Below are 20,197 nucleotides of genomic sequence, written 5' to 3' on the forward strand. Positions count from 1 at the left end.
TCCGTCCCTTCTAGACATAACGGGCGATGCCGCCGCCGACGTCGATCGTCGCGCCGGTCACGTAGGAGGCACGCGGCGAAAGCAGCGTGACGATGGGGAAAGCGACCTCTTCCGCGGTGCCGAGCCTGCCCAGCGGGATTCCGCGATCCGCGGCCAGTTCCGCCGACCAGTCCACAAAGGACAAGCCGCTGCCGGAAGCCTCGTACCGGCGCCGCCACTGTCCAGTGTCGACCAGGCCGAGGCAGACGGAATTGACCCGAACGCCGTCCTCGGCGAGTTCGGTCGCAAGTGTCGTGGAGAGATTGAGCAGTGCCGCCCGCGCCGCCGAGGTGGCCGCCAACCGGGGTTCGGGCTGGCGGGCGAGGATCGCGTTCACGTTGACCACAGCGGGATTCGCAGCTGCGCGCAGCCACGGCAACGCGGCCCGGACGACGTGCAGCACCGAGAAGATCTTGAGCTGCAGCTCTTCCCGCCACTGCTCGTCGGTGGTCTCGGCGAGCCGCGCCATCAGCGACCGGCCCGCGTTGTTCACGACCCCGGCCAGTCCGCCCAGCTCGCGGGCGGCGTCGGCGACGAAAGTTTCCACCTGCGGCTGGTCGAGCACGTCGCAGGACGCGGTGTACAGCCGGGCACCCTCGGCGCGGGGCAGGTCGGCGAGGGCCTTCTCCAGCCGGACGCCGTCGCGGGCGCAGGCGGCGACGTGCGCGCCCTCGGCCAGCAGTGCGGCGGCGGTCGCGAGCCCGACGCCGGAGCTGGCTCCGGTGACGAGCACCGCGCGGCCCTTCAATCCCAAATCCACGGGTTTTCCCTTCAGCTGCAGATGAATCCGCCGTCGACCACGAGGGTCTGGCCAGTGATGTAGGACGCCGCGTCGGACAGCAGGAACGCCACCGAACCGACCACGTCCTCCGGCTGTTGCGGCCGGGTCAGCGCGCGGTTCATCGCGTACAGGTCGTGCCGCTCCTGCGGAATGCCCGCGGTGGCTTCGACCTCGGTCAGCCCGGGCGCGACCGCATTGACGGTCACGCCGTCCGGGCCGCCGTCACGGGCCATCGCGCGGGTCATCGCGATCACCGCGCCTTTGGAGGCCACGTACTGGACCAATCGCGGCGAGCCGTACAGCGCGGCGTCGGAGGCGAGGTTCACGATGCGTCCGCCGGTCTGTGCGAGCTGCGGATACAGCGCGCGGGCGACGAGCCACGGACCGCGGGCGTTGACGGTCATCAACGTGTCCCACGCTTCGACGTCCAGCTCCGCGAAGTGCTTGCCGCCCACGCCGTCCGCCATTGCCGCGTTGTTCACCAAGCCGTGCAGCGGCCCGAGTTTCGCAACTGCGTCTGCCAGAGCCGCGACAGAATCCGGATCCGCGACATCCGTGTCGATCCGGTGTGCCTCAACGCCTTCGGCCTGCAGACGAGCGACACCGTCTTCTGCCCGATCCGGCGACCGTTCTGCGACCACGACCCGACCGCCTTGCCGGCCGATCTCGCGGGCAATCGCCCAGCCGAGACCGCGGCCAGCGCCGGTGACTACATACAGCCGGTCTTTCATCGCGCCACCACCGTGTCCACTTGGGACAGGAAGTCCAAGACCTCGGTGGAAAACCGGCGCGGGGACTCTTGATTCGCCGCGTGCCCACCGGGGAGGATTTCGAGCCGCGCGCCCGGGATCGACGCGGCGAGCCGTCGCGATTCGGCGACCCCGGTCACCTGGTCGTGCTCGCCGACGAGCACCAGCGTCGGCACGGAAATCCGGGACAGCCGCGGACCGTGATCCGTCTCCGCCATCGATTCCGCCGCAGAGGTGTACCCAGGCAATCGGATGCCCGCCATGATGTCCTCAACCCGTTGTGCCACCGCAGGATCCGCGCCAGGAGCGAGCAGCCGCGGCGAGCGGCGGCGGGCGAATTCCGCCGCGCCGACCCGGTTCAGTTCGCTCGGCCGGGCCCGCATCAACGCGGCCCGCTCGGAGTCGATGCCGGAGCCGCGCGTCGAATCCGCCAGCACCAGTGACCGCACGACCTCCGGGTATTCCAGTGCGACGCGGGTCGCGATCACGCCGCCCCACGACACTCCCACGAGGTGCGCGGGCACCGCGTCCAGCGAGGTCAGCAGACGGCCGACGAGCGCCGCGTATCCGGCCATGCCCAGCGGTTTTTCAGGATCGGCCGAACCGCCGTAACCCGGGGCATCCCAAGCCAATACGCGGTGTTTCGGTGCCAGGCCCGCCAGCTGCGCGTCGAAGGAAGCGCTCGAACCGCCGATGCCGTGCAGCAACAGCACCGGGCTGCCGTCGCCAGCTGTCCGTACTTGCACACCGTCCACAATGGAAGTCACCGGAACACCGCCCTCGGCGTCGCCAAGGCTTCCAGCGCCGAAAGCACGGCGTAAGGCACGACCTGGCTCGACGTAGGGGTCTGCGGCGACGGCCGGTTCCTGATTTCGAACCGGTACTCCCCCGCCGGGCCGGCCGCGGTGATCACGTGCGAAGTCAGCGGCGCGGCCGGATCCGCGATCACGGCCGCCTCCACGACGTCCCAATCCCTCACTGCCAACGCCACCGACGCAGCCACATTCGCCGACTTCGGGAACGCCGCGGTGATCTCTCGCGCAGGCCCGCGCCGCAGCTCGATCGGCGCGGTCGCCTGCCGCAGCGCTTCCGACTCTTCGGCGGACATCCACGGCTGGACCAGCGAAGACGCCTTCTTCGTCGTCTCGATGACCACCCGCTCGAACGACCCGAGCAGCGCCGCCGACCGCAGCAGGTCGAGCCCGCCGATCGCACCAGTCGACAAATGGACCGCACCGGGTCCGGCCGCGAGCAGCTTCTCCAGCAACCCGTCCGCCGCCAGCGCGCCGACCGAAACCACCAGCAGGTCACAACCCGCAGACAGCACCTGCGGCCCAGCGTCCGTCAAAGCTCGCTGGCCAGCGGCCTCGACCACCAAGTCCGAAGTGGACAGCAGCTCCGGCAGCGCGCACATCGGCAGCCCCGCCGGGGAAAGCGCCGGATCGACGACCCCGGCCAGCTCCGCGCCCGGCACCAGCCCGTCGCGCAACGCTTCCGCGACGACCGAGCCGATCGACCCCGCGCCCAGCACTCCTACCTTCACGACTGCCACCACGCCGAGTAGCCGGGATCCGGCACGCCGCGCATGTGCGAGCGGACATCCTTCGACGGCGGACCCGCGGTGCCCCACAGGTCGGACAGCTCCGGCGTGCGCCGCCACACCCGGCACAGCCACGCGTCTTCCTCGACCTGCGCGACCTCGGAGGTGTATTCGCAGACGAGCCCGGCCGGGTCGGCGAAGTAGCCGAACGTGTTGCTGCCGGGACCGTGCCGGCCAGGACCCCACAGCGGCGTGACGCCGTTGTGCTTCAGCCGGCCGATGCCGCGCATGAAGTGGTCGATCGAGTTCATCTCGTACGCGATGTGGTTCACCGACGCGAATTCGGCCTGGTTGAACGCGATCACGTGGTGGTCGGCGTTGCAGCGCAGGAACGCCATCTGGTGCTCGGACCAGTCGGAGATCCGCATGCCCAGCACGCGTGTGTAGAACTCGCAGGCCGCGTCGATGTCGACCGTGTTGAGCACGACGTGCGCCAGCTTCCGCGGCACCGCGGCGCGTCCGTACGGATCGCCCGGAACGACCGCCTCGACCTCGGCGGACAGCTCCACCAGACGGCCTTCCGGATCGGCGAAGCGCAGGCCGTACCCGCCGCCGACCTGGTCGAGCTTGCCGGGTTCGGTGACCAGGCCGACGCCGTGCGCGGCCAGCCGAGCGGCGGCCGCGTCGACCTCGCGCGGGGAGGCGAGCGCGAACGCGATCTTGCCCAGCGCGTTCTGGTCGGCCTGTTCGAGCTGGAGCACGTGGTGCTCGTCGCCGGAACCGCGCAGCCAGACAGCGCCGCGGTCGGCTTCGACCTGCTGCAGCCCCCAGACTTCGCGGTAGAACTCGCCGGAATCGGCGCACTGCGTCGAACGCAGCGTCACCGCGCGCAGGGCGCGGAGCCGTGCGATGGGTTCGGCGGACATGAGGCCTCCTGAAACTTCAGCGGGTCGTTGCGGGCACGGGCGCGGCCGGAGCCGGTGCGGCGGGCGGAGCGGCGAGCGCGGCGGCCTGGCGGCGGGCTTCCGAACGCAGCAACCGGCGCATCCGGACGAGCGCGATGTCGTGCTGGTACAGGTTTTCCCGGTCCCACGCGTCGAGCGGCATCGCCTCGGCCATCTCGCGGTCCTGCTCCAGCACCGCCCAGTGCCGGGCTTCGAGCCGGTTGCGGTAGAGGACGCGCCAGCTGTCGCGCTCCCAGCCGGAAACCTTGCGGCAGCGCCAAAAGAAGGCCGCGTGCTGCGTCTCGTTGATCGCGCACAGCGCGGCGACGATCGTGAACGCGCCGCCCGGACCGGCGGTTTCCGGGTACGGGATGTCGAGCGTGACCCACTGCGCGCCCGCGTCGGTGAGCTGGACCCAGTCGAAGTTCACGCCGCGCTGGTCGGTCTTCTCGAAGACGAACCCGTCGTCGATCGCGCGGATCTGGAAGACGGCCTCGCGCTTGCCGCCGAACATGGTGTGGCTGTTGCGGTGCAGGAACGCGCCGTGCATCGGGTCGAGCAGGTTGTCCAGGGAGTAGCCGTAGGGGGCGTCCCATTCGACGTAGCAGAGGAAGTTGTCCCACTCGCCGCCCGCGATCGGGTCCGGCACCTGCAGCGGCGTCGGCTCGGCGGCCTCGTCCAGGCCGAACCAGGCGAACACCGCGCCGGCGTGTTCCTGCGCGGGGAACGTCCGCAGCGCGGGACGGCCCTCCAGTGCACAGCCCGGGCTGCCGGGCACCGACACGACGACACCGTCGCCGTCCACCTGCACGCCGTGGTAGTTGCACGCGACCCGGTCGCCCATGTGCACGCCGAGCGAAAGCCGCGCGCCGCGGTGCGGGCAGCGGTCTTCCTGAACGTGCACGACGCCGGCGGAATCGCGCCAGAGCAGCAGCTGCTCCCCGGCCCGCTCGATGCGAGTCAGCTCGCCGCGTTTGACCGTGCTGGACGGGCACAGCGGGTACCAGCGGTCGCGCAGGCCTAGCGCCAGCAGCTCTTCGGCGGTTTTGGTCGCCATCACGCCTCCCCTGCCAGCCGCGCGAGTTCTGCGGCGAACGTCTCTTCGGTCCAGTCGGAGCCGTCCGCCGGGCGCAGGCCGCCCGCGTTGAGCGCGGAGACCACGCCGGGCAGGTCGTGCACGCCCCGGCCGTAGACGGCTTCCAGCTCGTCGGCCAGCGCGTTCTCGTAGCTCGTCGGCGGGGCGGTGCGGCTTTGCACCGGCCGCAGCTGCAGCGGCATCGGACGTTCCCTTCGGTTCGTGGTGGTCAGGCCTCGTGCGCGGTTCTCACCGGGATCGCCGCGCCCGGGCCTCAAGCGGCGGCGGTCGGGGCGAGCGCGGCCTGCCCGGCGGCGGTGAGCACCGCGGGCACCCGCAGCCCCGGTCCGCGCGGAGCGGCCGGTTCGGGGGCGAGCAGCCCGGCCAGCTGGTGCCCGAGGGTCGGGTCGCAGCAGGCGAGGCCGTCGACGTAGAGGTGCGGTTCGCGGCTGCACGTCATTTCCACGTGCCCCGCGGCGGCGGCGCGCAGCACGGCGAGCTGCCGGTGGGTGTGTCCGGCCATGGCCGGCTCCTAAAGATCCAGAACGAGTTCGGCGGACCGGCACCGCGACACGCAGAGCATCATGGTCCCGGAGATCGCTTTCTCGTCGTCGTCGAGCACGAAATCGCGGTGGTCCGGCTCGCCGGAGAGCACCTTCGTTTCACAAGTCCCGCACACGCCCTCGCGGCACGAGGTCGGCACGGAAATCCCGGTACGCCCCAGCGCGTCCACAATGGACTCGTCGGCGGCCACCGAAACCCGGGTCCCGGAACCGGCGCACACGACGTCGAATCCCGTTCCCGGCGCGGCTGCCGGAGCTTCGGGGGCCCGGAAGCGTTCGACTCGCAAGGTCGCCGTTTCCGGCAACGCCGCCTCGACCGCTAGGAGCAACGGTTCGGGGCCACAGCAATGGACGACCGTGCCCGGCGCGAGCCCGGCCAGCCTCGCGGCCAAGTCGGGCGGGCCGCCGTGCTCGTCGTCGGCGTGCACTTCGAGCCGGTCCTCGGCGAGCCCGGAAAGCTCGGCCAGGAAAGCCATCCCGCCGCGCGACCGTCCACAGTAGAGCATGGACCACGGCGTGGAGCCGCTGGCGAGTTTCCGCGCCATCGCGAGGATCGGGGTGACGCCGATGCCGCCGGCGATGAGCAGGTGCTCCGGAGCGTCGTGCAGTTCGAAGGTGTTGCGCGGGCCCTCGACGGGGATGACGCTCCCCGCGGTGAGCCGCTCGTGCACCCAGGCACTGCCGCCGCGCGAGGATTCCTCCCGCAGCACCGCGACCGTCCACGCCTGCGTGTCGGCCGGGTCGCCGCAGAGGGAGTACTCGCGGACCAGCCCGTTCGGCAGGTGCAGGGAAAGGTGCGCTCCCGGCTCCCAGCCGGGCAGCGGCTTGCCCTCCGGGTCGCGCAGTTCCACCTGCGTGACCCGGTCGGCCAGCCACGTCGTCCGGTGCACCCGCAGCATCGTCGGCATCGCGGTCTCTTCTCAGCGAGTGACGCCGTGCATCGGCGAGGTGGGCGGGTAGGTCGGCAGCTGCGGCTTCTGCGCGCCGATGATCACGCAGAACAGCGCGTCGGTGTCGCCGGCGTTGCGCAGGCTGCGCGGCACCCCGGCGGGCACGCGGATCAGGTCGCGGTAGCCGAGCACGCGGGTGGCGGTCTTGGTGCCGTCCTCGACGTCGTGCACGGTCACCTCCAGCGTGCCTTCGAGGACGAAGAACGCCTCTTCCACGTCGTGGTGGGTGTGCTCCGGGCCGATCGCGCCGACCGGAAGCCGCATGTTGGAGAAGGTGAAGTGCTCCGAGGGCAGCTGACGGGAGTCGCCGTCGTGGTTGCCGGTCGCGCCGGAGCCGATGTAGCGGATCTGCGCGCGGCGGAACTCGTCGCCCTTCGCGGCGGCCTGGAAGCCGAGGGTGTCCCAGTCCTCGTACCGCGTCTCGCGAGCGGCGATGCACGAGTCGATGAGCTCCTCGAGGGGCTGGTGCTTGCTTTCGGTGGTGGTCATCGCGGGGCAACTCCTCCGGTGGTCCTCGGCGGGCTCGCCGCCGAATGCCTTAGGTCTAAGAGACTTACTGATAAGGGTTGTACCCCGCGGCCTGTGATCCGCACAACCCCTTAGGCCTAAAATTCTTTACCGCGGCTCCGCGGCGGCTCGCGCGCCAGCATCCCCGGACTGGCCGTCCGTGAGGGGAACCCTGAGGGAATCTGATTCCCTCAGGGTTCCCCTCACGGACCTTGACCGGACCGGACCCGGGCAGAGCAGACCCGGGTCTTGACGAAATCTTAGGTCTAAGGTTTCCTCGATCGCACCCCGTCACCCGCGCCGAGAGGACCTCGCCATGCAGCCCTTCCCCGTCCCGCCCGACGAAATCCCGGTCGGCGGCGGCTGGCAGCGCGGCGGCGGTCCCGCGTCCGCGTGCGTGGATCCCGCCGACGGCTCGACGGTCGCCTCGATCCACGCCGCCGACTCCGCCCAGGTCGACGCCGCCGCCCGCGCCGGTGCCGCAGCCGCCGCGGATCCGGCGTGGCGAGACCTGCTGCCGCACCAGCGCGCCCGCCTGCTTACCCGCGTCGCCGACGCGATCGAGGCGCACGCCGAGCAACTCGCCCTGCTGCAAACCCGCAACACCGGCAAGGCGCTCGGCGAAACCCGCGCGCTGGTCGCGAGCGCGGCCGGCACGTTCCGCTACTACGCGGCGGCGCTCGAAACCCTCGAAGGCGAACTCCCGCCGAGCCGCGGCGCGCACCTGACGATGAGCGTGCACGAACCGATCGGCGTCGTCGGCGCGATCACGCCGTGGAACTCGCCGATCGCCAGCGACGCCCAGAAAATCGCCCCCGCGCTGGCCGCCGGAAACGCCGTCCTGCTCAAACCGGCCGAAGCCACTCCCCTGGTCTCGCTGGCGCTGGCCCGTCTCATCCACGACGCCGGCGTCCCGCCCGCACTGCTGTCCGTCCTGCCCGGCCCCGGCTCGGTCGTCGGCGACGCCATCTCCCGTCATCCGCTGGTCGGCAAGCTCGCCTTCACCGGCGGCACGACCACCGGACGCGTGCTGGGCCGCATCGCCGCGGACCGGATCATCCCGGTCACCATGGAACTGGGCGGCAAATCCCCGACGATCGTCTGCGAAGATGCCGACATCGAGGAGACTGTCGCCGGAATCCTGTATGGAATCTTCTCGTCGACCGGACAGAGCTGCATCGCCGGATCGCGGATCTTCCTGCCGCGCGAGCAGTACGACGAATGGACTGCCCGCCTGGTCGCTGCTTCTTCGGCCCTGCGACTCGGCCCCGGCACCGATCCCGCCACCCAGGTCGGACCGCTGGCGACGTTCGCACACCGCGACAAGGTGGCCGCGATGGTCGACCGCGCCCGCGAAGAAGGCGCGAATGTCCTGTGCGGCGGCCAAATCCCTTCTGCCGAACGCTTGTCGCGCGGCGCTTACTACGAACCCACCCTGCTGGACGGCCTCGCCCCGGACGCGAAGACGTGCCAGGAGGAAATCTTCGGCCCAGTCGGCGTCCTGCTGCCCTACGACGATGAGGAAGACCTGGTCGCTCAGGCCAACTCGACCGTCTACGGCCTGGCGTGCGGCATCTGGACCGCCGACTACCGCCGCGCACTCCGCCTGGCACGCCGCGTCGACGCGGGGACGGTGTGGATCAACACGTACAAGCAGTTCAGCATCTCGACGCCGTTCAGCGGCACCAAGGAAAGCGGCCTCGGCACGGACAAGGGCCGCACCGCGATCCGCAGTTACCAGCGGCAGAAAAGCTTGTACCTGAGCCTGGCGGACGAGCCGATCCCGTGGGCTCGAGGCTGATCCGCCAGCAGGTTCTGATCTTGCTTTCCGGCGCTGCCCAAGGCTCGACGACGTAACCGGTGGTTCCGGTGGCGCTGTCGGTCAGGCCTGCGGCTCAGCCCCCGCGATCCGTTCGACGAGCTCGTCGCGGTACTCCCGCACGGCCTCGAACTCCGGTTCGTCGCCGGTCGCCCGCTTCAACGCGCCTTCCAGGATCTTCAGCCCCTGGCGTTCGTCGCCGTGCGAATCCGCTTGCCGCGCCGCGTTTTCCAGTGCTTTCGCGAGCTTGGTCCGCGCCTCGGGCGCTTTGGCGGCCTGGTTGATCCGGATCCAGTTGCCGCCCGGATCGACGACGGTGAACCCGGTGTAGCGGTCGTTGCGCAGCCGCGGCCGGGTCATCCGCGGGATGCCGGAGACGAGCAGTCTCCCATGCACGGACCGCATTCCCGCCGCGAAGGCCTCGAACAGGTCGCTGGTGTCTTCCACGATGACGAGACACGTGCTGTACGACTGCGCCGGGTCGTAGCCGTCCATCCCGAAAAAGTGCAGATTGAGGTCTTCCCGGCGCACCGCGAGGTGCGAGTACGGCCGGTCCTGCCGGGAGGTGATCTCGAAACCGAGCATCTCGTAGAACGGCGCGACGTCGTCGATGGAGCGACAGGGCAGGAGCGGAATGGTCACTTCGTTAGCCATCGCCCGAACGTAAGCCCGGATCCGCCGAAACGACACGGAGCTATTTGCTCGTGCGAACAGCGAGCCAACCCCAGGGCCCGGCGAAGTCGGGGCGGACGGCACATCGGAGCGGTGGTCCGCCGATGCTGTGCGGGCTCGCCGCCAGCCACCGACGCCGCGCGGGCTCACCCTCAACCACCCACGCCGCGCGGGCTCACCGCCAACCGCCGCCGCCCTGGCGATGGCAGCGACATCGCGCCCCAACGTGGCATTGGGTGCATGCGACGCAACGAATGCCACATTGGGTGCGTGCGACGCAACGAATGCCACATTGGGTGCGTGCGACGCAACGAATGCCACATTGGGTGCGTGCGACGCAACGAATGCCACATTGGGTGCGTGCGACGCAACGAATGCCACATTGGGTGCGTGCGACGCAACGAATGCCACATTGGGTGCGTGGGATCCACCGAATGCCGCATTGGGTGCGCCGTGGCCGTGCGGGCGGTCCGCAGCTTGCCGCGCCCCGGCCGCCGCCCAACCCGAGCCGAACAGCTCGGCACAACCCGAAGTTCAGTCGCCGAACTCGGCCTGGTCCAGCGACCGCTCCAACCGCCCGAGCAATTTCGCCAGCTGTGCCCGTTCCGCCGCGGTCAGCCCGGCCAGCATGCGGTTTTCGTTGGGAAAATGCTCGTGCACCACCTTGTCCGTGGCCGCGAGCCCTTCCTCGGTGAGGCCGATGAACACGACGCGCCGGTCGTCCTCGTCGCGTTCGCGGCGGACGAGCCCGGCTTGCACCAGCTTGTCGACCCGCTGCGTGATGCCGCCGGTGGTGAGCAGGTTCGTGTCGGCGAGGTCGCCCGCCGTGCGCCGGTAAGGCGCGCCGCCCCGCCGGAGCGCGGCGAGGATCCCGAAGTCCGCGACCGTGATCCCGTGCCGGGCGAACACGCGCGTCAGCTGCCGCTGGTACCGGTCGAATGAACGATGCAACCGCCCGAACACCGCCAGCGGCGACGTGTCGACGTCCGGCGTCTCCGCGCGCCACTGCGCGAGCATCTCGTCGACCTCGTCCGGCTCGGTCCGCTTCGGCATCCGGCACCCCCGTGAATAGCTTTGAGCTAAGAATAGCACCACTAAGGTTTTCCGGGAGCGCTACGGTGACCGCATGACGGTCAAGCGGATGGACAACGTCCTCATCGTGGTCGAGGACCTCGACGCGGTCATCGCGTTCTTCGTCGAACTGGGGCTGGAACTGGAAAACAAGGGCCCGCTGGACTGGCGCGGCGCGGAACGGGTGGTCGGGCTGAAAGACGTCGAGCAGGACGTCGCGATGCTGCGCGTCCCGGACGGCCCCGGGCGGGTCGAGCTGGCGAAGTTCCACCAGCCGAAGGCGATCGCCCCGGAGCCGTGGAAGGCCCCGGCGAACACGCTGGGCATCCGCCGGATGATGTTCGCGGTCGACGACCTCGAGGACACCCTCGCCCGCCTGCGCGCCCACGGAGCCGAACTGGTCGACGAGGTGGTGCAGTACGAGAACATCTTTCTGCTGTGCTACGTGCGGGGGCCGGAGAATATCGTCGTCGGGCTCGCCCAGGAACTCGGCTGAGCGCGCGGCGGATTTACCGAACCCGAACACGCCTCGAACCAAGCTCGCGGATCTCGGTCCTAGCGTGCGGGGCATGCCGCAACGCGCTCGTTCGCTCCTGATCTCGCTGCTTGCCTTGACAGTGGCTTCGACGGCCGTCGCCTGCGTGCCGGGCCAGCCCGCCGCGGCCGGCGGCAAACCGAACATCGTCCTCGTGCTCACCGACGACCTCTCGATGAACCTGCTGCCGTATCTGCCGCACGTGCAGGAGATGGCCAGGAACGGCACCTCCTTCGCCAACTACACCGTCACCGACTCCCTCTGCTGCCCGTCGCGCTCATCGCTGTTCACCGGGATGGTCCCGCACGACACCGGCGTCTTCACCAACGGCGGCAAGGACGGCGGCTACCGCGTCTTCCACGGCCGCGGCGACGACAAGTCGACCTACGCGACGTCGTTGCAGCAGGCCGGGTACCGGACCGCGATGATGGGCAAGTACCTCAACGGCTACCAGCCGAAATCCGACGGAATCCCGCCCGGCTGGAACGAATGGGACGTCGCGGGGAACGGCTACCCCGAATTCGACTACGACCTCAACGAGAACGGCACGGTCAAGCATTACGGCAAGAAACCCGAGGACTACCTCGTCGACGTCATGGCGGACAAGGCCGCGCAGTTCGTCGCCAGCTCGGCAGCCGACCACACCCCGTTCGCGATGGAACTCGCCACGTTCGCCCCGCACGCCCCCTACACCCCCGCGCCTCGCGACGCCGACGCGTTCCCCGGCCTCACCGCCCCGCGCGGACCTGCCTTCGACACGCTGCCCTCCTCGCCGCCGTCGTGGCTCGCGTCCCGCACCCCGTTGACAGACAAGGAAAAGCAGAAAATCGACGAGGACTTCCGCAAGCGAGCGCAGGCCGTGCAGTCGGTCGACAAGATGATCGGCACCGTGCAAGCGGCACTGGACAAAGCCGGAGTACGCGGGAACACCGACCTCGTCTTCACCTCGGACAACGGCTACCACATGGGCGAGTACCGGCTCACTCCCGGAAAGCAGACGGCGTTCGACACGGACGTGCACGTGCCGCTGGTGGTCACCGGCCCCGGCGTCAAGGCGGGCGCGACAGTGGACCAGCCCGCGGAGAACATCGACCTGCGGCCGACTTTCGAAGCGCTGGCCGGGGCATCGACTCCCGCACCGGTGGACGGCGAAAGCCTGGTGCCGCTGCTGACCGGCGCCGCACCCCCGACGTGGCGGACCGTCGGGCTGGTGGAGCACCACGGTCCCGACTTCGACAAGAACGACCCGGACAAACCCGCGAAGAACAGCGGCAATCCGACCACCTACGAGGCGATTCGGAGCACCGCCTACACCTACGTCGAGTACGCCGACGGCGCCAAGGAGTACTACGACCGGACCACCGATCCGCAGGAACTGCACAACACGGCCGCTCAACTGCCGCCGGACAAAGCGAAACAGCTGCACGACACCCTGCGGGCGATGACCTCCTGCCACGGCGCGGCGGCCTGCCGCCGCTGACCCCGCCAGGCCGTCCGCCGACGCCCGGCGCGGAGATGCAGCGCAGGGCGCCGGCGGGTGCCGCGGAGGCGATCGACGCCGCTCACTCCAGCAGCGCGAAGCCCGACTCGTACCGCGTCTTGCCGAGCGCCGCCAACACGATCTGGAGGAATCCCATCGCCTCCAGTTCCCTCGCGCGGGTCAGAGGACCGACGTCGACCGCGCGCATTCCCGCCGCCTCGATGAACTCCGCGACGGCCGTCTTCGCGTCCGCGTAGTCGCCGGCGAACAGGACGGTCGTGCGCGTCGTGCCGTTCGTGCCGCTGACGAGCGTGTCTCCGAGATTGACGTTGAACGCCTTGACGACGGCCGTGCCCGCCGGCAACAGCTTCACGAGTTCGGCCGCGGTGGACGAATCGGCGGGCGAGAGCAGCCGGTCGTAGGTGGAGAAATCGATGGGGTTGCTGATGTCGATGACGATCTTTTCGCGGAACTGCTCCCGATAGTGCTCGACGATGCCCGGGTAGGCCCCGTAGGGAACGGCGAGCACGACCAGGTCTCCGGTGAGCTTGTCGCCCAGGACGCCGTAGTCGGGACCGGGACGCGCCGCGGACATGCTTTCCGCACTGCGCTTGATGATCTGGACACCGGCGCCGGCCCGGGTCGCGACTTCCGCGATCGCCCCGCTCATCTTGCCGCTGCCGATGATGCTGATCGAGGTCATGCGACCGGAACCCCCTGGAATCGGTTGAGCGCCTGTTCGGCCACTTTCTGTGCGTCGTAGTCGAATACCGCGCTACGCCGGAAGTCGCGCCCGACCCGGAGATCGGCGTCGCGCTTCTTGAGGTCCGCGAATTCGTACTGTGCGTCGAACATGGCGCCGGCCCGGCGAGAGCCGTTCTGCAGGATCGCCGTGCGTTGCATGCGGACTGAGGTGTAGCGCCGGAACGCCTCGGGAATGTCGGCGACGCTGTCGGCCGCCGCGAGGAACGTGGCGAGCGCCATGCTGTCCTCGATCGCCTGGTTCACCCCCTGCCCTTGGTGCGGCAGCATCGTGTGCGCCGCGTCGCCGAGCAGGGTGATCGGCCCTCGGGACCAATTGGTGAGCGGCTCGTGATCGAAGAGGCCCCACCAAAACGTGTGCTCGATGCACCCGATGAACTCCTGGAGTTTCGGGTCCCAGTCCGCGCCCGCGAACTCGGCGGCGAGTTCGCCGACCGCCGCCGGTCCGGACCAGGGCCCGTCGAGCGGCCGGTCGCTCGGGACGCCGGCGACGAAGTTGAACAGCTTCCGCTGCTGCAGCGGATAGCACATGAAGTGCCTCCGGTTGCCCATCCACACCTGGCTGATCATGCGCCAGTCGCCGGGCAGGCGGGACGCGTCGACCACTCCGCGGTAGACGAGGTACCCGGAGTAGACCGGCTCGGGAAACTGGCCGACGGCTCCCCGCACCACCGAATGGATGCCGTCCGCTCCGATCACGGCATCGAACACTTCGTCCGCGCCGTTCTCGAACTCGAGGCGAACGCCGGAACCCAGTGTCTCCACCGAAACCAGCCGGTGGCCGAGCCGGATCGTCGCCGGATCGACCTCCGACGCCAAAGCGTCGATCAGGTCCGGGCGGTACATCCCGATGTTCTGGTACTGCTTGGCCGAGTCCTCCCATGCCGCGTCGGTCACCAGACCGCCCATGGCGTTTTGGTAGACGCCGTGCCCGTCCGGGACCGCGCCGACCTGCCTGATCCGGTCGAGCACGCCGAGTCTCTCGAGCACGCGCGCGGCGTTCGGCGCGACCGTGACCCCCGCGCCCACTTCGCCCAGCTTGCCTGCCTGCTCGAACACGGTGGCCTGGACGCCGGCGATCTTCCGCAGCGCGATCGCGGCCGTCAGCCCGCCCATCCCTCCGCCGACGATCGCGATTCGAGTGTCCTCGCTTGCCACTGCATCTCCTTGCCTGGCTTCGCTTCTCCTCGACTGGCTTGCGCGGCGCGGCGCCGATGATCGTCGCGAAGGCGATTCGCCGTGGTGAGACGGAGTCGCCTGCGGCAATGGAGGAGCACACCGTTGTCCCCAAAGTCCTTGCCAGCCCTCCGTTCGGAGGGATCGGGAAGCTGTTCCTCTTATGATGCGAGGCCTTCGTCTGCGTGTAAATCGTGGTAATGTGAGGATGTAATTCGGTTGAACTGAAGAAGTGGGGCAGCCATCTCCGAGGTGAGCCTGCGGCAACTCGAACTCTTCGCGGCACTGCCGAACTTCCCCACGCTCAGCGCGGCCGCGGCGCACCTGCACATTTCGGAGTCCGCGCTGTCCCAGGCCGTGTCGAGCCTGGAGAGCGCCGTGGGCGAGCAGCTGTGCGTGCGGCGCAAGGCCAGAGGGCTCACGCTCACTCCGACCGGTCAGGATTTCGCCAGACGGGCTCGGCAGATCGTGGCCGACACGCACGAACTCGTCCTGAGCGCCGGGCGCGAACAGGAACTGCGGGGTCCGGTGCGGCTCGGCTGCTACTCGAGCTTCGCCGCGAACGTGGTGCCGGAGCTTCTCGAGGGCTTCCCCAAACGGCATCCCGGCGTGAGCATCGGGATCACGGTGGGCACCAACGAAGAGCTGCTCTCCGATCTCGAGGCGGGACGTCTCGACGTGGCCCTCGTCTACGACGTGTCGCTGCCGACCGGTTACCACCGCCGCCGGATCTACGCGACAGAACTCGAGGCGCACCTGCCGCCCGGGCATCCGCTCGCGGCGGCCGAAACAGTGGACCTGGCGGATCTCGCCGACGAGCCCTACATCCAGTACGACGCGACCCCGGGCGTCCGCAACGTGGCGGACGCGTTCACCGCGCGCGGCCTGGAGCCCAGGATCGAAGCCAGGGTCTCCCAGATCGGCCTCGTCGAGGCACTGGTGGGCCGCGGACTCGGGTACGGGCTGCTCATGTCCCGGCCGCATGCGCTCCCCGTGAGCATCGAGGGGCGGCCGGTCGTCATCCGGCCGCTCGACCCTCCGGTCACGGTTTCCCACGTGGTGGGGATCTGGCCGGCGGACATGAAGCTCACTCCGCGCGCCTCCGCCCTTCTCGACTTCGCGGCGGAGCGGCTCGGCGAGCACGGTCTCGCCGACGCGATTCCGGCTCGGACCGCACCTGAGGAAGCGGTGCCGCTCTCGGCGAACGGCACCGCTTCCGGTCGTCAGTAACCCAGCGCTTTCCAAGCCACGTCAGCGATCAACGCCTGCCCTTTGGCACTCGGATGGAAGTAATCCACAGTGGACACATCACTCGGATCGAACCGGGCAGCGAAACCGGCGCCTCCGTCGTACTGACAATGCGGGTACTCGCCGCACACCGAGGCGAGCTTGGCGTTGTAATCGACGATCCGCTGCCGGAAAGCTTCCCGGCGTTGCTGATCGGCGGGAGCGGTCGAGGTCGCGTTCGCCAGCAGCGCATCGCATTCGTGGAAGGTGCCCCACTTCGCGACCGCGGCTTTATTGGTGTGCAGGACGTCCCAGAGCTGGTAGATGTCCGGGATGGACACCACCTTGACCTGAGCGTCGGGCAGTCCCTGCGCCAGGGTCGTCATCGCCTCCTTGAACTGGCTCTCGAACGTCCCCACGCCGGTGCCACCACTACAGGCGTCGTTGTTGCCCATCAGCACGGTGACCAGGTCGACCCGGCTGGCGACCGCGGCCTTCGCCTGCCGGGGCAGGTCGTTCATCCGGGCGCCGGTCACCGCGAGGTTGTGGTTTGCGATGTCCGGATTCCGCAGCCGCTGGTAGTAGCTGTCGACGGCAGAGCCGGTGGCCCAGGAATTGCGGACACAGTCCGTCCACGGCAGCAGGCAGGTGTTGAACGCCCGCGTCATCGAATCGCCCAGCGCGGCCATCGAGGTCGGATACGTGGCGGCACCGGCCGGTTGGCAGCCGAGCACCGCGGTCACCGCGGCGACACCCGCCGCGGCGGCCCAGCGAGCGGCTTTCATCCGCCGTCCGCTCGGCTGTTCCGGGCGAAATCCGACCAGGCCGCGGTGTCCTGGCGCAGGTCGGGACTCGGGCCGTAGAACACGGTCTTCGCCGCCTGGTCGCCAGCCAGGTGGTACTGCAGCCACGCGGTGATCGCGCCGATGAGGCGGTACCGCGTGTCGCCCTGCAGGAAATGCGTGGCCCCGCGCAGCTGCCCATAGACCGCAGGAACTTGGTCGCACGCGGCGAAACGTGCGCGGACATACGGCGCCGGGACGATGATGTCCGCCTGTCCGGACACGAAGAACGCCGGTCCGTGCAACGCGCTCACGGTGCCCTGCGGTCCCGGCATGATCGGGAGCGTGGTCTTCACCAGCGGATCGGCACCGGCCGCGATGGCGCCGCCGCCCCCCTGGGAATGGCCCGCGGCGGCGATCGCCCCGGTGTCGACGCGATCGTGGAAAATGCTGCCCTGACGGGCGTTCTCGGCGATCAGATACCGCGCCCCGTCGAGCATCTCCTTGCCGGAGCCGGATTGTCCGGTGTTCGCCGCGGCGACGAGGTAACCCCAACTGGCGAGATGGGTGAACAGGGCTTCGTACTGTTCGACGGTCGCCCCGGTGCCGTTGCCCCAGATCAGCACGGGGTGCTTGGCGGTGCTCGAAGCGAGGTCGCCGGGATAGTAGAGCGTGTGTGCGCTGTCGCCCGCGGCTTTGACCGGCTGGTGCGGCCCGTCCTTCTCGTAGTCGCGGGCGGTGCCGCTGAGCGGAGCCGCCGGGAGGGCGAGCGCCGCTCGCGGCACCAGCGCGACGGCGACCGCCGCCGTTGTCGTCGCGAGGAGGGACCTCCGGCTGAACGAACGCATGTCGGGCCCCTGGATCAGTTGTAGAAGTGGATGTAGCGGAACGACGACGCGTTCACGTCGTGGACCAGGTAGTGCCCGTCGCCGGTCCAGTTGTAGTCCTCGACGGTGACCGTCCCGCCGTGCACGCTGTCGACGATCGCGACGTGGCCGTAGGTGCCGTTGTCCGTCTGGGCGATCGCCCCCTCCGTCGGAGTGTTGTCGACGCGGTAGCCGTGGTTGCGCGCGTTGTCGTCCCAGTACTTCGCGTCGCCGTAGTTGTTCGCGCTTTCGCCGTGGCGCGCGATGTTGAAGGCCGCCCACGAGACACACTCGCGGTTGTACATGTTCCAGTCGTCGACGACGGAGTCCTGGGGAACGTTGCGCCACTTCGCGGGGTAGATGTCGCCGATAGTGCCCGCGGTCGACGAGGCCGGGACGGTTCCGAAGTGGGCGGCCATCGACGTCGCCTGGGCAACAGACGCGGCAGGAGCAGCAGTCGCGGTGGCGGTCCCGCTGACGGCGAAGGCGGCGGCAGCGGCGAGGGCGAGGACGGTACGGGAAGATCGGCGCATGGGGAGAGGCCTTTCTCTGCTTCGGGGAGTAAGTGCGCCGTGACGGTAAGTCGCTGATCAAGTCCGGACTAGACCTTTGTGGACGACTGGTCCGCAGCAGATCGTCTTCGCTGGTCGGCGCGGGGTGTTCACAGAATTGGCGCGGCCCGCTCGTTCACCATTGCCATCCGGTGCCGTAGATGCCGGGACGGACGTCGCGCAACGCCAGCGTCGTCGTGTGCGTGGCACCGGCGGCCAGCGGATTGCCGGGATGTTCGGGACCACCGAGCCCGCGCTGCTCGAAGGACCGGACGCGGCGCGGGACCCGCGCGCCGAAGCTCACCTGGCAGACGTACTCCGCGACCGGCCGGGTGAAGCGGCGGTGGTAGTGGTCGATCGGCGAGCCCGGCGGGAACCGGATCTCGTACTCCACGATCGTCACCTCGCCCAGCGCCAGCGCCCGCTCCAGCCGCAGTTCGCCCGCGACCATGCCGGTTTCCCGGTCGACGCAGACCCGGCCGACCCGCGCCGAGCGCACGCGGCGGTAAGCCGGATCGGCGGTCAGGAACGAATCGGCCTGGTAGTAGGTCATCAACCGGTCCACGCCGTCGACGGCGGCCTCGGCGACCATCCGGACCTGCAACGCGCACTCGCTTCCGTGCTCGTCGAGCACCATGCGGTCGTGGATCGACCAGAACGACAACTGCCCGTCCGGCGGCGGCTTCAGCTCGGCGGAGAACGCCCGCAACTGCGGCCACAACCGACGGCGCTCGATCCGGCAGGCGGGTTCGCCGAGCCAGCGCCCGCGCGGCGCTTTCGGGCCCAGCCGCGAGGTGAGCGTCCCGGGTTCGAGGCTCAGCACCGCTTCGAGCTGCAAAACCGCGGCCATCGACGTCTCGCGTTCCGGTTGCGACCGTCCGCGCCGCCAGTAGGACAGCGCCGACCGCGAAAGCCGGATCCCGCGCGCGGCGAGGTGATGCTGGAGCCGATCGAGCGACAGCCCGGATTCCTCGATCGCGGTGTCCAGCGTGACCGCGAACGAGCCCGCGGAAGGCCGAGTCACCCGCTCAGCATGATCCGCCGCTCCCCCGTTCCGGAACCCACGAAAGTCCGCATTACGCCCGCCCGCCACAGCGGTATCCGACGAACGACGCTGGTCCAGCCGCCCGGCCAGCGCCACAGTGGACCCGTGCCGTCGTTCGCCAACGCGCTGGACGCCGCCATCAGCGGCGCCGGGCTGACCCTGGACCGGCTGCGCGAACACCTCGCCGCCCGCGGCGTCACGGTGTCGCGCAGCGCCCTGGCGTACTGGCGAACCGGACGTTCCTTGCCGGGCCGCGAGGCGTCGCTGCACGCGGTCGTCGAGCTCGAGCAGGTGCTCGGACTGGGCGCGGGCGGCCTCACGTCGTTGCTCGGGCCGCAAGACCGGCAGTGCTCCCGCCTGCCCAGGACTCCCCTGCTCGAACGGCGCCGGTTGTGGCCGTCGGTGCGGCCGGCGACGCTGGAATTCGAGCTGCCGCCGGAAGACCAGGTGCGGCTGTGGTCGGTGCACGACGAACTGGTCGTCGACGACGAACGCCAGGAACGCCTGCTCAGGGTCCGCGTGGTGGCCGAGGCCGCCGTCGACGGGGTCGTGCGGATGGCGACCTACTACCAGACCGAGGACCGCCTGCGACCGCCTCCGCGCTTCGCCGCCGGGCACTGCTGCCGCGCGGGCCGGACCCGGGTCGACGCGGTCAGCGGGCTGCTCGTCGCCGAGTTGCTTTTCGACCGGGAACTGCGCGCCGGAGAAGTCGCCGCGGCGGAATACGAATTGGTGTTTCCGCGCGGATGTCCGGTGCAGGGATACCATCGCAGGCTCACCCGGCCCGCTCCGCTGTACACGTGCCGGGTGCAATTCGGTTCTTGTGTTCCGGAAAGCATCCGCCGTTTCGAACAACGCGATCTCGCCGCGCCCCGCCGAAAGGTGGAAGAACTGCGCGCGACCCGCAGCGGCGCGGTGACGCTGGCGGCGCGCGACGTCCGCTCCGGGATCATCGGCGTGGACTGGACCTGGTAGCAATTCTGTGAACGCGGCCCGCTGACCAGCGCAAACCCCCGCGGCACCGCGCGGTTTCCACTTTTCGTGGCCGAGGCCGGAACGCGGT

23 protein-coding genes are annotated in these 20,197 nt (G+C 69.5%); 5 read left to right on the forward strand and 18 right to left on the reverse strand.

Translation table 11 applies throughout. The annotated features are described in order from the left end of the window. Window positions 1-10: 10 nt before the first annotated feature. The 10 genes from AB5I40_RS12340 to AB5I40_RS12385 all read right to left on the reverse strand — a co-directional run bounded on the left by AB5I40_RS12340 (window position 11) and on the right by AB5I40_RS12385 (window position 7,130). The gene (locus tag AB5I40_RS12340; RefSeq protein WP_370938632.1) at window positions 11-799 is read right to left on the reverse strand and encodes an SDR family oxidoreductase; all 789 of its coding nucleotides are present in this window, start codon (window positions 797-799) and stop codon (window positions 11-13) included. A gap of 11 nt (window positions 800-810) precedes the next feature. After that, window positions 811-1,551, reverse strand: a complete 741-nt coding sequence (locus tag AB5I40_RS12345) for a 3-oxoacyl-ACP reductase family protein (RefSeq protein WP_370938633.1) — start codon at window positions 1,549-1,551, stop codon at window positions 811-813. Then, window positions 1,548-2,336 (reverse strand): alpha/beta fold hydrolase, encoded by a 789-nt coding sequence (locus tag AB5I40_RS12350; protein ID WP_370938634.1) that lies wholly within the window; start codon window positions 2,334-2,336, stop codon window positions 1,548-1,550. Before AB5I40_RS12350 ends, AB5I40_RS12345 begins: the two co-directional genes overlap by 4 nt. Next, window positions 2,333-3,112 carry an aspartate dehydrogenase domain-containing protein gene (locus AB5I40_RS12355; RefSeq protein WP_370938635.1) on the reverse strand — a complete coding sequence of 260 codons (780 nt, stop codon included), beginning with the start codon at window positions 3,110-3,112 and terminating at the stop codon, window positions 2,333-2,335. The genes AB5I40_RS12350 and AB5I40_RS12355 overlap by 4 nt, the downstream gene beginning before the upstream one ends. After that, complete coding sequence (locus tag AB5I40_RS12360; protein ID WP_370938636.1) at window positions 3,109-4,035, reverse strand: VOC family protein; 927 nt, start codon at window positions 4,033-4,035, stop codon at window positions 3,109-3,111. The genes AB5I40_RS12355 and AB5I40_RS12360 overlap by 4 nt, the downstream gene beginning before the upstream one ends. Before the next feature lie 16 nt (window positions 4,036-4,051). Beyond that, the gene (locus AB5I40_RS12365) at window positions 4,052-5,110 is read right to left on the reverse strand and encodes a Rieske 2Fe-2S domain-containing protein (RefSeq protein ID WP_370938637.1); all 1,059 of its coding nucleotides are present in this window, start codon (window positions 5,108-5,110) and stop codon (window positions 4,052-4,054) included. Further along, entirely contained in the window at window positions 5,110-5,331 is a 222-nt protein-coding gene (locus AB5I40_RS12370; protein ID WP_009076039.1) for a recombinase-like helix-turn-helix domain-containing protein, read from the reverse strand. Before AB5I40_RS12370 ends, AB5I40_RS12365 begins: the two co-directional genes overlap by 1 nt. 71 nt (window positions 5,332-5,402) lie before the next feature. Beyond that, the gene (locus AB5I40_RS12375) at window positions 5,403-5,651 is read right to left on the reverse strand and encodes a hypothetical protein (RefSeq protein WP_344278592.1); all 249 of its coding nucleotides are present in this window, start codon (window positions 5,649-5,651) and stop codon (window positions 5,403-5,405) included. Window positions 5,652-5,660: 9 nt separating this feature from the next. Further along, the gene (locus tag AB5I40_RS12380) at window positions 5,661-6,599 is read right to left on the reverse strand and encodes a 2Fe-2S iron-sulfur cluster-binding protein (RefSeq protein ID WP_370938638.1); all 939 of its coding nucleotides are present in this window, start codon (window positions 6,597-6,599) and stop codon (window positions 5,661-5,663) included. Between the two features lie 12 nt (window positions 6,600-6,611). Then, window positions 6,612-7,130, reverse strand: coding sequence for a cupin domain-containing protein (locus tag AB5I40_RS12385; RefSeq protein WP_370938639.1), 519 nt, complete (start codon window positions 7,128-7,130; stop codon window positions 6,612-6,614). Window positions 7,131-7,464: 334 nt separating this feature from the next. Here AB5I40_RS12385 and AB5I40_RS12390 point away from each other — a divergent pair, with 334 nt between their 5' ends. Continuing rightward, window positions 7,465-8,949: an aldehyde dehydrogenase family protein gene (locus AB5I40_RS12390; RefSeq protein ID WP_370938640.1), complete on the forward strand. Its 1,485-nt coding sequence runs from the start codon at window positions 7,465-7,467 to the stop codon at window positions 8,947-8,949. A gap of 81 nt (window positions 8,950-9,030) precedes the next feature. Here AB5I40_RS12390 and AB5I40_RS12395 read toward each other — a convergent pair whose 3' ends face one another. Then, window positions 9,031-9,621 carry a hypothetical protein gene (locus AB5I40_RS12395; protein WP_370938641.1) on the reverse strand — a complete coding sequence of 197 codons (591 nt, stop codon included), beginning with the start codon at window positions 9,619-9,621 and terminating at the stop codon, window positions 9,031-9,033. Window positions 9,622-10,173: 552 nt separating this feature from the next. Continuing rightward, the gene (locus tag AB5I40_RS12400) at window positions 10,174-10,692 is read right to left on the reverse strand and encodes a MarR family winged helix-turn-helix transcriptional regulator (protein ID WP_116203116.1); all 519 of its coding nucleotides are present in this window, start codon (window positions 10,690-10,692) and stop codon (window positions 10,174-10,176) included. A 73-nt stretch (window positions 10,693-10,765) separates the two neighbouring features. Between AB5I40_RS12400 and AB5I40_RS12405 the strand changes: the two genes are divergently transcribed. Further along, window positions 10,766-11,206 (forward strand): VOC family protein, encoded by a 441-nt coding sequence (locus AB5I40_RS12405; RefSeq protein WP_370938642.1) that lies wholly within the window; start codon window positions 10,766-10,768, stop codon window positions 11,204-11,206. A gap of 73 nt (window positions 11,207-11,279) precedes the next feature. Then, the gene (locus AB5I40_RS12410; RefSeq protein ID WP_370938643.1) at window positions 11,280-12,725 is read left to right on the forward strand and encodes a sulfatase; all 1,446 of its coding nucleotides are present in this window, start codon (window positions 11,280-11,282) and stop codon (window positions 12,723-12,725) included. 82 nt (window positions 12,726-12,807) lie between these two features. On the opposite strand, the gene AB5I40_RS12415 is transcribed toward AB5I40_RS12410, so the two are convergent. Continuing rightward, the gene (locus AB5I40_RS12415; RefSeq protein WP_370938644.1) at window positions 12,808-13,428 is read right to left on the reverse strand and encodes an NADPH-dependent F420 reductase; all 621 of its coding nucleotides are present in this window, start codon (window positions 13,426-13,428) and stop codon (window positions 12,808-12,810) included. Continuing rightward, the gene (locus tag AB5I40_RS12420) at window positions 13,425-14,645 is read right to left on the reverse strand and encodes an FAD-dependent monooxygenase (protein WP_370938645.1); all 1,221 of its coding nucleotides are present in this window, start codon (window positions 14,643-14,645) and stop codon (window positions 13,425-13,427) included. The genes AB5I40_RS12415 and AB5I40_RS12420 overlap by 4 nt, the downstream gene beginning before the upstream one ends. Before the next feature lie 270 nt (window positions 14,646-14,915). On the opposite strand from AB5I40_RS12420, the gene AB5I40_RS12425 reads away from it, so the two are divergent. Further along, a complete protein-coding gene (locus tag AB5I40_RS12425; protein WP_370938646.1) occupies window positions 14,916-15,893 on the forward strand; it encodes a LysR family transcriptional regulator in 978 nt (325 codons plus the stop codon). Here the strand turns inward: AB5I40_RS12425 and AB5I40_RS12430 are convergent. The 4 genes from AB5I40_RS12430 to AB5I40_RS12445 all read right to left on the reverse strand — a co-directional run bounded on the left by AB5I40_RS12430 (window position 15,887) and on the right by AB5I40_RS12445 (window position 19,113). Beyond that, window positions 15,887-16,675, reverse strand: a complete 789-nt coding sequence (locus tag AB5I40_RS12430; RefSeq protein WP_370938647.1) for an SGNH/GDSL hydrolase family protein — start codon at window positions 16,673-16,675, stop codon at window positions 15,887-15,889. The two genes, AB5I40_RS12425 and AB5I40_RS12430, sit on opposite strands and share 7 nt — an antisense overlap. Next, window positions 16,672-17,520, reverse strand: a complete 849-nt coding sequence (locus tag AB5I40_RS12435; RefSeq protein WP_370938649.1) for an acetylxylan esterase — start codon at window positions 17,518-17,520, stop codon at window positions 16,672-16,674. Before AB5I40_RS12435 ends, AB5I40_RS12430 begins: the two co-directional genes overlap by 4 nt. Before the next feature lie 14 nt (window positions 17,521-17,534). Beyond that, the gene (locus AB5I40_RS12440) at window positions 17,535-18,071 is read right to left on the reverse strand and encodes a CHAP domain-containing protein (RefSeq protein WP_370938650.1); all 537 of its coding nucleotides are present in this window, start codon (window positions 18,069-18,071) and stop codon (window positions 17,535-17,537) included. A gap of 154 nt (window positions 18,072-18,225) precedes the next feature. Then, window positions 18,226-19,113 carry an XRE family transcriptional regulator gene (locus tag AB5I40_RS12445; protein ID WP_370938652.1) on the reverse strand — a complete coding sequence of 296 codons (888 nt, stop codon included), beginning with the start codon at window positions 19,111-19,113 and terminating at the stop codon, window positions 18,226-18,228. 126 nt (window positions 19,114-19,239) lie between these two features. Between AB5I40_RS12445 and AB5I40_RS12450 the strand changes: the two genes are divergently transcribed. Then, window positions 19,240-20,109 carry an XRE family transcriptional regulator gene (locus tag AB5I40_RS12450; RefSeq protein WP_370938653.1) on the forward strand — a complete coding sequence of 290 codons (870 nt, stop codon included), beginning with the start codon at window positions 19,240-19,242 and terminating at the stop codon, window positions 20,107-20,109. The last annotated feature ends 88 nt before the right edge of the window (window positions 20,110-20,197 follow it).

The sequence above is a fragment of the Amycolatopsis sp. cg13 genome, assembly GCF_041346965.1.
Lineage (GTDB): Bacteria > Actinomycetota > Actinomycetes > Mycobacteriales > Pseudonocardiaceae > Amycolatopsis.

What these genes read in the sequence shown, in the direction of transcription:
- AB5I40_RS12435 (WP_370938649.1), bottom strand. Translation starts at nt 17,520, where the DNA reads ATGCGTTCGTTCAGCCGGAGGTCCCTCCTCGCGACGACAACGGCGGCG.
- AB5I40_RS12415 (WP_370938644.1), bottom strand. Translation starts at nt 13,428, where the DNA reads ATGACCTCGATCAGCATCATCGGCAGCGGCAAGATGAGCGGGGCGATC.
- AB5I40_RS12440 (WP_370938650.1), bottom strand. Translation starts at nt 18,071, where the DNA reads ATGCGCCGATCTTCCCGTACCGTCCTCGCCCTCGCCGCTGCCGCCGCC.
- AB5I40_RS12380 (WP_370938638.1), bottom strand. Translation starts at nt 6,599, where the DNA reads ATGCCGACGATGCTGCGGGTGCACCGGACGACGTGGCTGGCCGACCGG.
- AB5I40_RS12345 (WP_370938633.1), bottom strand. Translation starts at nt 1,551, where the DNA reads ATGAAAGACCGGCTGTATGTAGTCACCGGCGCTGGCCGCGGTCTCGGC.
- AB5I40_RS12395 (WP_370938641.1), bottom strand. Translation starts at nt 9,621, where the DNA reads ATGGCTAACGAAGTGACCATTCCGCTCCTGCCCTGTCGCTCCATCGAC.
- AB5I40_RS12390 (WP_370938640.1), top strand. Translation starts at nt 7,465, where the DNA reads ATGCAGCCCTTCCCCGTCCCGCCCGACGAAATCCCGGTCGGCGGCGGC.
- AB5I40_RS12405 (WP_370938642.1), top strand. Translation starts at nt 10,766, where the DNA reads ATGACGGTCAAGCGGATGGACAACGTCCTCATCGTGGTCGAGGACCTC.
- AB5I40_RS12370 (WP_009076039.1), bottom strand. Translation starts at nt 5,331, where the DNA reads ATGCCGCTGCAGCTGCGGCCGGTGCAAAGCCGCACCGCCCCGCCGACG.
- AB5I40_RS12410 (WP_370938643.1), top strand. Translation starts at nt 11,280, where the DNA reads ATGCCGCAACGCGCTCGTTCGCTCCTGATCTCGCTGCTTGCCTTGACA.
- AB5I40_RS12385 (WP_370938639.1), bottom strand. Translation starts at nt 7,130, where the DNA reads ATGACCACCACCGAAAGCAAGCACCAGCCCCTCGAGGAGCTCATCGAC.
- AB5I40_RS12365 (WP_370938637.1), bottom strand. Translation starts at nt 5,110, where the DNA reads ATGGCGACCAAAACCGCCGAAGAGCTGCTGGCGCTAGGCCTGCGCGAC.
- AB5I40_RS12360 (WP_370938636.1), bottom strand. Translation starts at nt 4,035, where the DNA reads ATGTCCGCCGAACCCATCGCACGGCTCCGCGCCCTGCGCGCGGTGACG.
- AB5I40_RS12400 (WP_116203116.1), bottom strand. Translation starts at nt 10,692, where the DNA reads ATGCCGAAGCGGACCGAGCCGGACGAGGTCGACGAGATGCTCGCGCAG.
- AB5I40_RS12430 (WP_370938647.1), bottom strand. Translation starts at nt 16,675, where the DNA reads ATGAAAGCCGCTCGCTGGGCCGCCGCGGCGGGTGTCGCCGCGGTGACC.
- AB5I40_RS12375 (WP_344278592.1), bottom strand. Translation starts at nt 5,651, where the DNA reads ATGGCCGGACACACCCACCGGCAGCTCGCCGTGCTGCGCGCCGCCGCC.